Raw genomic sequence first — 13,557 nt, 5'->3', positions numbered from 1 at the left:
AATATACATTTTTAGCACTAAAAAATGCAGTATCTGATATTATTAGTATTCCAGGTAAATCTATGACCGAAATGATTGAAGCTAAAAAAGTTGAAGGAGAACCATTAGTTGTGATGTTTGTTGGAATCAATGGTACTGGAAAAACAACAACAATCGGTAAATTAGCTAATTTCTATATGAAAAAAGGTTATACTCCAGTTATTGCTGCTTCAGATACTTTTAGAGCAGGAGCTATTGAACAAGTTACATATCATGCTGATAATGTTGGTGTTAAAATCATTAAGCACCAAAAAGGATCAGATCCTGCAGCTGTTGCATTTGATGCTATTGAACATGCTCGTGCACAGGGAAAAGAATTAGTTTTAATTGATACTGCGGGTAGAATGCAAACTAATACTAATCTTATGGATGAAATGAAAAAGATTAAAAGAGTTTCAAAACCTGATTTAGTAGTATTTGTTGGGGATGCTTTAACTGGTAATGATGCAACTGAACAAGCTAAGAAATTTAATGAAGCTATTGATATTGATGGTGTAATATTGACTAAAGCTGATGCAGATAGTAAAGGAGGAGCTTCACTTTCTATTGGTTATGTAATTAAAAAGCCAATAATGTTCCTTGGTATGGGTCAAGGATATGATGATATTAAAGAATATGATTCTGAATGGATGTTAAATCAATTATTCAGTGATGAGGGTACTGAAATTGGTGAAGAATAATGTGTATGGTGGTAAATAAGATTTATCACTTACCATTTCCTTTTTGAAATTGCTTTAATTCTCTTTTTTTCTATATTTTTATGTTTTTTTGATTGAAATTGTCTTTTCTGTCGTTCAGTTGTTGTTTCGTTATTTCTCATTATAGTTACAAGGTCAATTGAATTCCCAGTAACTGCCATTATGAGTCTAATTTCTTTATAATCCTTATTTGATGGAGCATTATATACTGCAGCATAAGTATTGTTTTCAACATGTTCATATTTAATAGGTTCTTTCTCCATTAAGCAATCAACAATGTATTCTCTAGATATTCCATTGTCTTGTAATCTTTCATTGAAATGGCGATTTTCAAAGCACCAATTTATTGATGTTGTATCACCTATTAAAAATTTGTCAAATGCGTTCATTACATTTTTTTATGTAAAGTTTATTATATATATTTTCATAAAATATTATGTATGTCTGAACAACCGCAATGGAATTCGTCCATATCATTTATTTTTGCAATGATTGGTGCAGCAGTAGGTCTTGGAAATATATGGCGTTTCAGTTATGTGCTTTACGCTAATGGTGGAGGATCATTTTTTATTCCTTATCTTATTGCAATAGCTATTATGGGGATTCCTTTTTTAATTTTAGAATATGGTGTGGGATTCTCATTTAAAGAGTCTTTTTCGAAGATTATGAAAAAAATTAAACCTAAGTTTGAGATAATTGCTTGGATTTTAGTGTTATTTGTATTTATTGTTGTTATTTATTATCTTGTAATTCTAGGTTGGGATTTAGTATATCTATTTAGTAGTTTTACATTTAATTGGGGAACTGATACTGCATCTTACTTTATAAATACAGTAGGTGGAAGCTCTGATTTTAGTAATATAGGTCTCTTATTAATTCCTACTACAATTGCAGTGTTATTATTGTGGATTGTGTTGTGGTTTATATCTTATAGGGATGTTGATAAAGGTATTGGTGTTGTGTCTAAAGTGCTTATTCCTTTATTATTTATAATCATGGGAATTATTATTGTTTATTCATTAACACTTCCTGGATCAATGATTGGGGTGAATACGCTTTTACATCCTGATTGGGGTAGTCTTCTTAATGTGAATATTTGGCTTGCAGCATTTTCACAGATTATTTTTTCATTAAGTATGGGGCAAGCTATTGCAGTTACATATGCTAGTTATTTACCTGAAAACTCAAAATTAATTGATAATGTATTGGTTGTTGTGTTTTCAAACTCTATTTTTGAAGTTTGTACTGCATTTGGTGTATTTTCAATTTTAGGTTATATGTCTTATATGAATGGAGTGCCAATGGTTGATTTGATTACAGAAGGTACTAGTTTAGTATTTGTTGTTTTCCCGATGGTTTTCAATGTAATGGGACCAATTGGTCGTATTTTAGCTCCAATGTTGTTTTTAGCAATATTATTTGCAGGTATTACTTCAGCTTTAGGATTTTTTGAACCAATGTTAAGTTCAACTGTGGAAAAACTTGGATGGTCTCGTAAAAAAGCTGCTACTGTGTTATCAGTTATTGGTTGTGTATTTTCTATTCTTTTAACAACTGGAATTAGTAGTTATATGGTGGGTATTATTGATTCATTTGTAAATGAATTTGGTATTTTGCTTTTAATTGGTGTTCAATGTATAGTATTCGCATGGTTCTATGGTGTAGAACGCTTTTTACCAGTTTTAAATGAATGTTCTTCCTTTACTGTTGGTAAAAAATGGATGTTTATAATTAAATACTTGCTACCATGTGTTTTAATAATTATGTGGGTTATTGGTATTGTGCAGTTATTTACAAGTGCACATATATTTGAAATTGTAATTGATTTAATAATTATTATTGCAGTTTTAGTTTCATCTATTTTCTTAACAAAACTTAACCCAAGTGAGGAATAATTTTTCTCACTTAAATTATTAATTTTAGATTTGTTTATTTAATAGTTTAATAAATTTGTTATTAAATTATTAAATCTATTTTTTATTTGATGGTTTGATATTGTAAATTTAACAATTAATGATGTCTACTTACATTAATTTATTTAAGTTCATAGTTTTTAGGTAGATAGTGGGATGTTAAATTTCACCTTTCATTACATTATTCAAATCATATGTCAATATATTAAACAGCTAAACCAAATAATATTAATGTGAAAATTACTGCATCGGTTAATATATGACTTAAATAGGGTACAAATAAATTTTTAGTTTTAATATATCCGTAAAACTCAAATGTTGATCCAAGTCCTTGTAGTAATAAAACTGAGATGATAGATGTTTGGAAATCATAGTGTATAAGTCCGAAAAATACTAAAATAATAGCTGTAGATATTGTAATTGATAATTTACGGTTATTTGTACCTTTATAAATTAATCTCATTAGGAATGCAAATGGAATGAATTTAACTAATTCTTCCCCCATCATTGAGAATATTAATGAAATTATAAATTCTACATTAACTACAAATTCAGTAGATGATGTTCCTGTATTAGATCCTAAAAAAATGTTCATAACACCATTCATAATTAGTGCATAGGCCATATAACCAATAAAAAGAAGTATTGCAAGTTTAATTTCACTTTTTGTTGGTTTGCGAAGTATTAATGATATGTCCCAATTAGAATAATACATTAAAGGTACAAGCATAACTGCACAGAATATAGCACTTGCTAAAAGTTCAGATATTCCCTCAAAAAGACCATAACATAAGAAAGAGAGTATTATAGTAGATAATAATACAATCCATGCACTTTTTGAAAGTCGTGGATTGTGATTATAATAGGGAATATCATGTTCTTTATTTTCAAAATTAAAATATTTCTCCATTATATCACTTAAATCAAATTTAACTAAGTACAATTTATATTTTTAGTTTTATTTATAATTTTTATCAATTTTAACAGTTTTAATTGAATAAATTAATATTATGAGTTTTAATAAAAAATATTTTTTTTTATAGGTAATTATTTAATTAATGATATTGTAGTGAGGAGTTAAGGTTTAAAGTTACGAACATTTAAAAGTTACATAGGTAAAAATATTAACTGTTAACTTCACAATTTAAGTTATTGTTTGTGGATACATTTTTATATACTCTATAAATAATTAGGTGATAAAATGAGTGATAAAGAAAAAGTTATTGAGGCATTTAGAACTTCAGAAGAACCATTAAATGCAAAAAAAGTCAGCGAAATATCTGGTGTTGAGAAAAAAGAAGTAGATAAAATAATGAAAGAATTAAAAAAAGATGAAACAATAGTTTCACCTAAAAGATGTTATTGGACTCTTAATGAGTAGATAACATTTTTTTATTTTTTATTTGCTTTTTGTTTTAAATATTAGTTTTTATTTAAAGATTGAGTTATTTTTTTATTTTATTTAATTCCTAAACTAAAATTTATAACGTAAGCTGCTAAATATAATGTCAAGGTGAGATGTTATGAAAACATTAAATGTTGTTGCAGCTATTATTAAAAAAGATAATAAGATTTTAGCAACAAGAAGGGGCTATGGTGAATTTATTGATATGTGGGAGTTTCCTGGTGGAAAAATAGAAAATAATGAAATAAAAGAGGAAGCTCTTATAAGGGAAATTAAAGAAGAACTTGATTGTGTAATAAAACCTATTAAATTTGCCCTAGACTTAGAATATCAATATCCTACTTTCTATCTTAAAATGAGTTGTTTTGAATCAATAATTATAGAAGGAGTCCCAAAACTAATTGAGCATAATGATTCGAAATGGTTAGCTAAAAATGAATTAGATTCTGTTAATTGGATTCCTGCAGATATTCAAATTATTGATTATTTAAAAGAGACAATGAGTGATTAGCATGATGGATAAAAGATTAGAGCTTGCAAAAAATAAAAAAGTTGAATTGGAAAATAAGCTTGAAAAAGTTAAGGGAACACCGAGAGAAGAAGATTTCAGACTTCAAGTTGAAAAACTTGAACAACTAATTGAGCATCTTCAAAAAGAGTAGATTTAAATGGACATGGATGAAATCTTAAATGGGGCAAAAACTGCTTTTATAGATGAAAAATTAGATTCTAGTTTAGATTTTAGACCAAAATTATTGTGTAATAGTAAAGAAACTAAGATTATTAATTCTATTCGTGATGAACTTCAAAATTGTGATGAATTTATCATATCTTCGGCATTTATTACATTAAGTGGTTTAACTCCTCTTTTAGAGGAATTTAAAAATTTAGAAAGAAAAACATCAAAGGTAGGATTCTTACAACTGATTATTTAACTTTTACAGAACCAAAAGCTTTACGTAAACTTCAAGAATTTGATAATATTGAAGTTAAGCTTTATAGTCAAGAAAATGAAGGGTTTCACACTAAAGGATATATTTTTAAGAAAAATGATATTTATAAGGGAATTGTTGGAAGTTCTAATTTAACAATGAATGCATTGTCTATAAATAAAGAGTGGAATGTTGAGTTTACTTCGCTAAAAGAAGGTAAAATACTAGCTGAAATCAAAAAGGAATTTTTCACATTGTGGGATAATGCTGATGAATTGGAAAATGTTTTACCAGAATATGAAAAAATCTACAATGATAATAAACAGTTCACTGAATTAAGGAAAGTTACAAAGGAAATTAAAGAGAATGTTACATTAATTCCAAATGTAATGCAGGAACAATTTATTGAAAACTTACGAAATCTCATTAAACAAGGTGAGAAAAGAGCTATTTTGGTATCAGCAACAGGTACTGGTAAAACTTATGCATCTGCTTTTGCTGTTAATGATTTTAAACCTAAAAGATTCTTGTTTTTAGTTCACAGGGAACAAATTGCAAAACAATCAATTAATGCTTATAAAAAAATCTTTAAAGATCATGAAAACTTTGGATTATTGTCTGGAAATTCCAAGGAATATGATAAAAATTATCTTTTCTCAACAATTCAGACAATGTCAAAAGAGGATGTGTATAAAAGATATGATAAAAATCATTTTGATTATATTATTATTGATGAGGTTCATAAAGCAGGAGCTTTAAGTTATCAAAATATTTTCAATTATTTTAATCCTAAATTTTGGCTTGGAATGACTGCATCACCTGAAAGAACTGATGGATTTAATATTTATGATTTATTTGATAATAATATTGCCCATGAAATCAGACTTCAAGAAGCTCTAGAAGAAGATTTGCTATGTCCGTTCCATTATTTTGGAATTAGTGATGTTGAGTTTGATAATGGTGAAATTGATGATGAGTTTAAGGATTTCAATTTACTCGCATCAAATAAGCGTGTTAATTATTTAATTGAAAAATCAGAGTTTTATGGATATTCTGGAGATAGGAGAAAAGCACTAGTATTTTGTTCTAGTAAAAAAGAAGCAAAATTATTGTCAAAGGAATTTAATAAAAGAGGATACATGTCAGTTGCTTTAACTGGTGATGATTCACAAGATAAAAGATTGGAAGCTATTGATAGGTTAACTAATGATAAAAATCCAGATAAATTAGAGTTTATTTTCACTGTGGATATTTTTAATGAGGGAGTTGATATTCCTGAAATTAATCAAGTATTGCTAGTTAGACCAACTGAATCTCCAATTATTTTTATTCAACAACTCGGAAGGGGTCTTAGGAAATATCAAAATAAAGAATATGTTGTTATTATTGATTTTATTGGTAATTATAAGAATAATTTCATGATTCCAATTGCACTTTCTGGAGATAGGTCTTACGATAAAGATAAAATCCGTAAATTTTTAATGGAAGGCAATAAACTTATTCCTGGACCTTCTTCAATTAATTTTGATGAAATTTCTAAAAAGCACATATATGAGTCAATTAACAATTCTTCATTTTCAAAAATAGTTGTATTTAAAGAAAAATATAATAACTTAAAAAATAAATTAGGTCGTATTCCTTTATTATATGACTTTGCAATTAATGGAGAATTTAATCCAGAAATTATCTTAAATCACTCTAAATTTGATTCATATCATAATTTCTTAGATTATGTCGATGATGATTATAAGTCTACATTAAGTGATGGGGAAGTTGCATCTCTTAAATTTATTTCTAAAAAATTAATCAAAGGAATAAGGCCACATGAATTTGTTATTTTAAGTTGCCTTAAATTTAATAATTATTTCACTGTTAATACTGTTGAAAAATATTTAAAAGAAGAATATGGTCTTTCGAATCAATTTAACTCAATAAAACATGCTATTAATTATTTAAGTATGAATTTTTATAGAAAAGAAACTAGCGATGATTATCAAGCAAATACGGTTACAAGTTTTGTTTCAAAAGATAAAACAATGGATTATGAAAATATTTTCTTTAATTTTGATAAAAAAGCCTATAATGATTTAGAAAATAATAAAGATTATAAATTTACGATTTCTCCAGATTTTAAATCTAGTTTAACTAATCCAGTTTATTTAAATCATTTTGAAGATGCTATAAAGTATGGATTATTTAAATATTCTCATATTTACCAAGATGAGAATAAATTTAAATTATATGAAAAATACTCAAGAGAAGATGTTTTAAGACTTTTAAATTGGGAAAGATTCATGAATGCTCAAAATGTCGGAGGATATAAAGTTAAGTATAATACTTGTCCGATTTTTGTAACTTATAATAAAAAAGAAGATATTTCAGAAACTATTAATTATGAAGATCAATTTATATCAAAGCAACTTTTTAGTTGGATGAGTAGAAATAACAGAAAAGTATCAAGTTCTGAATTAGCTTCAATAGTTAATTACACAGATTTAGATATTGAGCTATTTATTCAAAAAAATAATGATGAAGGCATTGAATTTTATTATATTGGTAAGCTAACTCCATTAGGTCATAATCAACTTTATCGTGAAATTGATGATAAAAAACAATCAATTGTTAACTTTAAATTTAAAATCAACACTGAAGTTAAGGATGAACTTTATAGTTATTTTGTAAATGATTAAAAAATCATATTAATTTTCACATAATTTATATTATTTGTTAAATAAATTACTAGTATGGATAGAAAATATCTACGAGAAAATAAAAATTCTTTTAATATTGTTAAGGGCTCTAAGATATATGCTAAAATAGCTGAATATGATGATGCTATTTTTATTAGGGATTTGCTAATTCAATATGATTGGAATTTAGATAGAATAGCTTCTATTGTTAAAAAAGAAGATGATTATTTAGTTTTAGCTATAATCGATGAAAAATTACATTTACTTAAAAAAAGTAAAACTCAACTTAATCCTCACGAAATCACAAATCTCATTAAAAAGTTCAAAAGAAATCCAAATAATTCAGCTTATGGTTTAAATATTACAAAAGTATTTGATACATTTGTAATTAAAAAACAAATCGCAGGTGATGAGTATATATTTGGATATTATGATAATTTAGAAGATGCTCAATTTGTTAGAAATATTCTCTTAGATAATAATTGGAATATTAATTCTTTTAGAGAAATAGAATTTGATGATGAAACATTTACTTATAGAGTCACTACTGTAATTGATGATAATGTTTATGTTTTAGGTAATTTTAAAACTAAAAATGAAATTGATATTAAAAATGTTCATGAAGAGTTTTTAGCAAAGATATCAAAGCATAAATATGGTCTTGCAAGTTATCCTCACTTGGATTTTTTAAAAAATAAAATTTATGAATTAGAAGATAAATTCCAAGTTAAAACAAAAGATGATAATTGGTCATTTGATAATGTTAATGAAAATGAATCTATTTTAGACCAAGTTATTTTTAATTTAACTCCATTTCAACAAGCAGTTTTAGATGTTATAGATAAAGATACATCATTTAATCAAATTAAAAAATCATTAATTAGATATAATTCTAAAAATTTTGATAAAAAAATATTAAAGAATTTAGAGAGTTTAATTGAATTAAATCTCATAGAAAAAACAGATGATAATTACTCTAAAATAAATTCATAATATATTTCATTTTTTTTCACTTAACAATTCACCAGCAACTCCAATATCATCAAAGTTATAACCTTGAACTAGTATGGTTATTGCTTCTATTGGTAAGTCATATGCTTCAGATACTACTTCAGACACTTTTTTTACCATTTCTCTTTTCTTTTCTATAGTTATTCCATTATTTCCAGCTATTGTAATTACAGGCATTTTATCACCATTTAAAATATATTAAGTATTGAATATAAATAGATTATTAAAAGGATTTGATATAATGCTTGGTGAAAAAGAACTTGTTAAGATATTTCCGGACTTCGCTGATTTAGTACAACCTTCTGGAATTGATTTAGAATTAGATAAGATATATGTGCAAGAGAGTGCTGGGTCTTTAATTGATAGCAAAAAGAATTTGCCTGAAATTAAAGAAATGGCAGGGGATGTCTACACTTTAAAACCACATACTGCATATCTTGCAAGTATTAAAAGAAAAATTAAAATTCCAAAGGGATACACTATGCTTTATCTTCCAAGATCAACTCTTCTTAGGTCTTTTGTTTCTGTTCAAACTGCTGTAGGTGATCCGGGTTTTTATGGAACTCTCATGTTTATGATTTACAATCATGGTGATTTTGAATATAAAATTAAATCAGGTGATAGGATAGCTCAGGCAGTTATATTTCCAGTTGATGGTTCTGGTGAATATAATGGTTCATATCAAGAGGTGGAAGATTGAATGTAGCTAGCAAATTTGTTAAAATCCTTGAGGAAGAAGGAATTGAAAATATTTTCGGGATACCTGGCGAACAAATAATGCCAGTTTATAAAGCATTATCTGAATCTAATATTAATCATGTATTGACAAGGCACGAACAAGCTGCAGCTCATGCAGCTGATGGGTATTATAGGGCAAGTGGTAAAATTGGTGTTTGTATTGCAACAGCTTCTCCTGGAGCTTTAAACTTTACAATGGCAGTTGCAACAGCTTTTAAAGATAATATTCCATTACTTATTTTAACTGGTGATAATGAACTAAAATACAGAGGGACTGATCATTTTCAAACTACTCCTCAGGTGGAAATTTTTAAAAACATAACTAGGGCATCTTATAATCCATTAAACGGTACTGAAGCACTTTATGTTTTAAGAGCAGCTATTTATGAACTTAAAACCATGCCAAAAGGACCGATTCATATTAACTTATCAAAAGATGTCTTGCTAGAAGAAGATTTTGATGATTTTGAATTATGCTATTTATGTGAAAAGGATTTATCAAATATATCTAAAGCTCAAGAGTTAATAGACAATGCAGTAAAACCATTATTTATTTTGGGTGCAGGTGCAAGCTCACAAAGAGAAAATATTGAAATGTTATCTAAAATGTATCAAATCCCAGTTACTACAACATTTCATGGAAAAGGAATTATATCTGAATATGATGATTTAAATTTAGGTCTTGTTGGAATACGTGCAACTCCAAGAGCAAAATATGCAATGGAAAATGCAGATTGTATAATTGCATTGGGTATAAAAGCATCAGAGAGAACTTTGCCTGAAATTCCTAAGAATTTGATTCATGTAAATATTAATTCAGATGTATTAATTGGGGATTGTCCAATTCATGGTAAAGTTGAAGATTTCTTACTTGAAATTAACTTTAAAAAAGTTAATTGGTTGAGTGAAATTTTAGAAATTGATAATGAAGTTAAAGTGGAAGGTCTAAATGAGGATTTAAAACCTCAAAGTGCTATTAAAAGAATTTTAAATAAATTTTCTGATAACATTGTTGTATCAGATGCAGGATCACACACTACTTGGACAACACTTCTTAAAAAATCTTTAAAACCTGGTCAGTTATTGTTTTCAGGTGCAATGGCTCCAATGGGATATGGTCTTCCAGCAGCTATTGGTGTTGCAATTGCAACTGGTGAAAAAGTAATTGTGATTAATGGAGATGGAGATTTTCAAATGAATCTCCAAGAATTAGCTACAATCCGTGAAAATAACTTAAATGTAATTATTTTCATTTTAAATAATTCAGAATATGGTATTATTAGGCAATGGGAAGAGTCAATGTATGGTATGGAACCTTATCAAATTAAGTTAAATAATCCTGACTTTACAAAATTAGCTTCAAGTTATGGAATTGATGCTATTAGAGCAGATAATTTAGCAGATTTGGAATTAATATTAGAAAAAGAGTTAATTGGACCTCTTGTTGTTGAGGTTGTTGTAGAAAGTGAGGATATTCCTCTTCCTAAAGCTTAATCAATAAATTTTAAATAATTTTTAACTACCTGATCAACATTAATGTCATCGGATAGTGGTGCAAAATAATATTCATTATTTTCAGTATAAATAATTCCAATAGGTGTAATTGATGCAGAACTTATTTGGTTTTTTACTTGAAAAAATTCACTTTTACATACGAATGTCAATCCACAGAGTTCATGAAATTCATATTCGTTAATAATTTCAATGTTTGATATATCGGAAATGAATTTTTTTACTTCTTCTTTCATTTTCTAACCTCTTTTATTAATGTTCTAACTTCTTTTTTAGAAATTAATTTTAAAATTGGTGGAATTAATTTTAAGAGATTTATTTCAAGCTCATTAGTACCTTTTACATCAAATATGCTTCCATTAAATGAAGGTTCAGCACTTAATCTTGCATTCTTATGAGTAGAATTTACAATTACAATGAATCCCCAAATGTAGCCAATATACTTTGCTGTATCAGTGTATGAGTCCATACCAAAAATGAGATGATTTTCAAGTTTTTGAACTCTAATGCATTTCATAAATGATTTTAAAAATATTTTGAAATGTCCAAAACAGGGTTTAGCTATTTTAAATAGCTGTTTTATATTCCTATCAGTTTTTTCTTCATCAGTATCTTCATCTTTGTCTTTACTTGATGGTTGATTTGATGAGTATACTTTAATTTTTCTTAAAATGAATATTTGTAGACATCCTTTAAGTTTACTGCCTGTTTTATCATAAATTAGTGATATTCTGATTCCAAAATAAAGTAGGGCAATAATAAAAACGATGATTATTAAAATAATCATCAATAGGATGTTTAACATGTTTATTCAGCATCGGTTGTGGTAAATTCTGGTTCAATGTATTCTGATTCGTCGATATCATCATCTTTTTTAGTATAACTTTTTATTAAATCACTTATTAAAAGTCCTAAATCAGATAATGCTTTGTTAGCTTGACTACCTTTACTTAAGTTAAGTACACGAATACCTTCAGCATCATTTCCTTTTTTAGGAATTATTACCATAGAAATTGGTTCTACTCCAGCACCTGCACCTGCTGCATCACCTTTTTCAGCACCTAAAATGTTTTCTCCAACACCAAATCCGACTCCCATTCTCATTACTGGAATTAAAAGTTTATCTTCGGTTTCAATAGGTTCACCGACAATATTTTTTATATTGATAAGTTTACGTAATTCTTCAACGGTTGTTTTAATATTTTGACTCATATCTTCACATCCTAGATTAGTGTTATTCTCTTTATTTTTTTTATTTAATATATCTTATTAAGAGATATATTGCAAGTGTAACTTTTAACTTATAACTTATTAGACATACATTTCAAGTGTAACTTTTAACTTATAACTTATTAGACATGTATTTCAAGTGTAAATTTTGATTTGTGACTAAAACTATTCAAAAATCATTTAACCAATATAACAATTGTTAAAATTAAATTGTAAAAAAATAGAAAAACAGAATCATAAGTATGATTCTGTGATGGATGCTACACCAGCACCAGCATCTTCAATTACACCTAAACCTTTTAAGGTCATACCAATAGCAGCAAAAGTTTGGACTAATTCTTTGTAGGTAATATTTCCCATGTGTCCAATTCTGAAAACATTTCCTTTTAAGTGATCTTGTCCACCAGCTAATTCTACGCCGTATTTGTCACGGACAGTTCCTCTGAATTGATCGTCAGTAATTCCTTCAGGCATTTTTACTGCGGTTACAGTTGCAGAAGATACAGCTTCATCAGCAAATAATTCTAATCCTAATGCTTTAACAGCAGCTACACTAGCTTTTGCTGCTTTGTGGTGACGTTCAACTCTTGCTTCAAGTCCTTCTTCCATAATCATATTTAATGCTTCGTTCATTGCATAAGTTAATGATACAGCAGGAGTGTATGGAGTTTGAGGTGGGACTTTGTCTCCACTTTTTCTTGCAGCTTTCATATCTAAGTAGAATGTAGGTGAGTCAATTTTATCCGCAGCTGCCCATGCATCGTCACTTAATGTAATGGCTGCCATTCCAGGTGGTGCAGCAATACATTTTTGAGATCCAGTCACACAAACATCAATTCCAAATTTTTCTACATCTACGTAATCTCCTCCAAGTGAAGATACGGTATCTACGATGTATAATGCATCGTAATTTTTCATTACTTTACCAATTTCCTCAATAGGTGCAGCTACACCAGTGGAAGTTTCATTATGAATTAAAGATACAGCTTTAATATTTTCATCTGCATCTAATGCTTCTTTGATTGCTTCAGGAGTTACAGCAGTTCCCCATTCTACTGCTAATTCTTGAGTTTCGATTCCATGAGTATTTGCGATTTTCATGAAACGTTCACCGAATTTTCCACCTACTACATTGAGCATTTTTTCTCCAGAAGCAACAGTATTACTAATACCTGCTTCCATAGCTGCAGTTCCAGATCCTGTTAATAAGTAAGCATCATTAGAGGTTTGGAAAATATCAGCCATTAATTTGTTGGTTTCTGTTAAAATTTCTCCATATTTGGCTCCTCTATGGTTAACAACAGCTTTAGACATTGCAGCAAGCACTCTAGGGTGCACTGTTGTTGGACCTGGAAGCATTAATAAAGTTTCGTTCATTAAATTTTCCTC

At 27.9% G+C, this 13,557-nt stretch carries 17 protein-coding genes; 10 read left to right on the top strand and 7 right to left on the bottom strand.

Annotated features, from left to right (window positions below; translation table 11 throughout):
* Positions 1 to 719 (top strand): signal recognition particle-docking protein FtsY (gene ftsY / locus ACI389_RS02925; protein ID WP_439780049.1); only part of this gene is annotated, 719 nt, incomplete at its 5' end.
* Positions 720 to 748: 29 nt separating this feature from the next.
* Here ftsY and ACI389_RS02920 read toward each other — a convergent pair.
* Positions 749 to 1,126: a DUF4258 domain-containing protein gene (locus ACI389_RS02920; protein WP_439780048.1), complete on the bottom strand. Its 378-nt coding sequence runs from the start codon at positions 1,124 to 1,126 to the stop codon at positions 749 to 751.
* 51 nt (positions 1,127 to 1,177) lie between these two features.
* On the opposite strand from ACI389_RS02920, the gene ACI389_RS02915 reads away from it, so the two are divergent.
* A complete protein-coding gene (locus tag ACI389_RS02915; RefSeq protein WP_439780047.1) occupies positions 1,178 to 2,632 on the top strand; it encodes a sodium-dependent transporter in 1,455 nt (484 codons plus the stop codon).
* A gap of 223 nt (positions 2,633 to 2,855) precedes the next feature.
* Here ACI389_RS02915 and ACI389_RS02910 read toward each other — a convergent pair whose 3' ends face one another.
* Complete coding sequence (locus ACI389_RS02910) at positions 2,856 to 3,560, bottom strand: CPBP family glutamic-type intramembrane protease (RefSeq protein ID WP_439780046.1); 705 nt, start codon at positions 3,558 to 3,560, stop codon at positions 2,856 to 2,858.
* A gap of 291 nt (positions 3,561 to 3,851) precedes the next feature.
* Between ACI389_RS02910 and ACI389_RS02905 the strand changes: the two genes are divergently transcribed.
* The 6 genes from ACI389_RS02905 to ACI389_RS02880 all read left to right on the top strand — a co-directional run bounded on the left by ACI389_RS02905 (position 3,852) and on the right by ACI389_RS02880 (position 8,670).
* Positions 3,852 to 4,031 carry a MarR family transcriptional regulator gene (locus tag ACI389_RS02905; RefSeq protein ID WP_439780045.1) on the top strand — a complete coding sequence of 60 codons (180 nt, stop codon included), beginning with the start codon at positions 3,852 to 3,854 and terminating at the stop codon, positions 4,029 to 4,031.
* Between the two features lie 142 nt (positions 4,032 to 4,173).
* Positions 4,174 to 4,566: a (deoxy)nucleoside triphosphate pyrophosphohydrolase gene (locus ACI389_RS02900; RefSeq protein WP_439780044.1), complete on the top strand. Its 393-nt coding sequence runs from the start codon at positions 4,174 to 4,176 to the stop codon at positions 4,564 to 4,566.
* Positions 4,559 to 4,717, top strand: a complete 159-nt coding sequence (locus ACI389_RS02895) for a hypothetical protein (protein WP_439780043.1) — start codon at positions 4,559 to 4,561, stop codon at positions 4,715 to 4,717. Before ACI389_RS02900 ends, ACI389_RS02895 begins: the two co-directional genes overlap by 8 nt.
* Positions 4,718 to 4,723: 6 nt before the next feature.
* Positions 4,724 to 4,990 carry a hypothetical protein gene (locus tag ACI389_RS02890; RefSeq protein WP_439780042.1) on the top strand — a complete coding sequence of 89 codons (267 nt, stop codon included), beginning with the start codon at positions 4,724 to 4,726 and terminating at the stop codon, positions 4,988 to 4,990.
* Entirely contained in the window at positions 4,957 to 7,677 is a 2,721-nt protein-coding gene (locus tag ACI389_RS02885) for a DUF3427 domain-containing protein (RefSeq protein WP_439780059.1), read from the top strand. The genes ACI389_RS02890 and ACI389_RS02885 overlap by 34 nt, the downstream gene beginning before the upstream one ends.
* Positions 7,678 to 7,731: 54 nt before the next feature.
* Positions 7,732 to 8,670: a hypothetical protein gene (locus tag ACI389_RS02880; RefSeq protein ID WP_439780041.1), complete on the top strand. Its 939-nt coding sequence runs from the start codon at positions 7,732 to 7,734 to the stop codon at positions 8,668 to 8,670.
* Positions 8,671 to 8,676: 6 nt separating this feature from the next.
* Here ACI389_RS02880 and dmpI read toward each other — a convergent pair whose 3' ends face one another.
* Positions 8,677 to 8,865 (bottom strand): 4-oxalocrotonate tautomerase DmpI, encoded by a 189-nt coding sequence (gene dmpI / locus ACI389_RS02875; protein WP_439780040.1) that lies wholly within the window; start codon positions 8,863 to 8,865, stop codon positions 8,677 to 8,679.
* Between the two features lie 64 nt (positions 8,866 to 8,929).
* Here dmpI and ACI389_RS02870 point away from each other — a divergent pair, with 64 nt between their 5' ends.
* Complete coding sequence (locus ACI389_RS02870; RefSeq protein WP_439780058.1) at positions 8,930 to 9,388, top strand: dCTP deaminase; 459 nt, start codon at positions 8,930 to 8,932, stop codon at positions 9,386 to 9,388.
* Complete coding sequence (locus ACI389_RS02865) at positions 9,385 to 10,920, top strand: thiamine pyrophosphate-binding protein (protein WP_439780039.1); 1,536 nt, start codon at positions 9,385 to 9,387, stop codon at positions 10,918 to 10,920. The genes ACI389_RS02870 and ACI389_RS02865 overlap by 4 nt, the downstream gene beginning before the upstream one ends.
* Here the strand turns inward: ACI389_RS02865 and ACI389_RS02860 are convergent.
* The 4 genes from ACI389_RS02860 to ACI389_RS02845 form a co-directional block, all read right to left on the bottom strand.
* Complete coding sequence (locus ACI389_RS02860) at positions 10,917 to 11,174, bottom strand: hypothetical protein (protein ID WP_439780038.1); 258 nt, start codon at positions 11,172 to 11,174, stop codon at positions 10,917 to 10,919. The genes ACI389_RS02865 and ACI389_RS02860 overlap by 4 nt on opposite strands.
* Positions 11,171 to 11,743 carry a DUF2953 domain-containing protein gene (locus ACI389_RS02855; RefSeq protein ID WP_439780037.1) on the bottom strand — a complete coding sequence of 191 codons (573 nt, stop codon included), beginning with the start codon at positions 11,741 to 11,743 and terminating at the stop codon, positions 11,171 to 11,173. Before ACI389_RS02855 ends, ACI389_RS02860 begins: the two co-directional genes overlap by 4 nt.
* Before the next feature lie 2 nt (positions 11,744 to 11,745).
* On the bottom strand, positions 11,746 to 12,150 hold the full coding sequence (locus ACI389_RS02850; protein WP_439780036.1) for a GerW family sporulation protein: 405 nt from the start codon (positions 12,148 to 12,150) through the stop codon (positions 11,746 to 11,748).
* Between the two features lie 252 nt (positions 12,151 to 12,402).
* Positions 12,403 to 13,545: a pyridoxal-phosphate-dependent aminotransferase family protein gene (locus tag ACI389_RS02845; RefSeq protein ID WP_439780035.1), complete on the bottom strand. Its 1,143-nt coding sequence runs from the start codon at positions 13,543 to 13,545 to the stop codon at positions 12,403 to 12,405.
* Positions 13,546 to 13,557: the final 12 nt, after the last annotated feature.

Source organism: Methanobrevibacter sp., from assembly GCF_051877095.1.
Taxonomy (GTDB): Archaea; Methanobacteriota; Methanobacteria; order Methanobacteriales; family Methanobacteriaceae; genus Methanocatella.
This window is presented reverse-complemented; position numbering and strand designations above follow the sequence as displayed.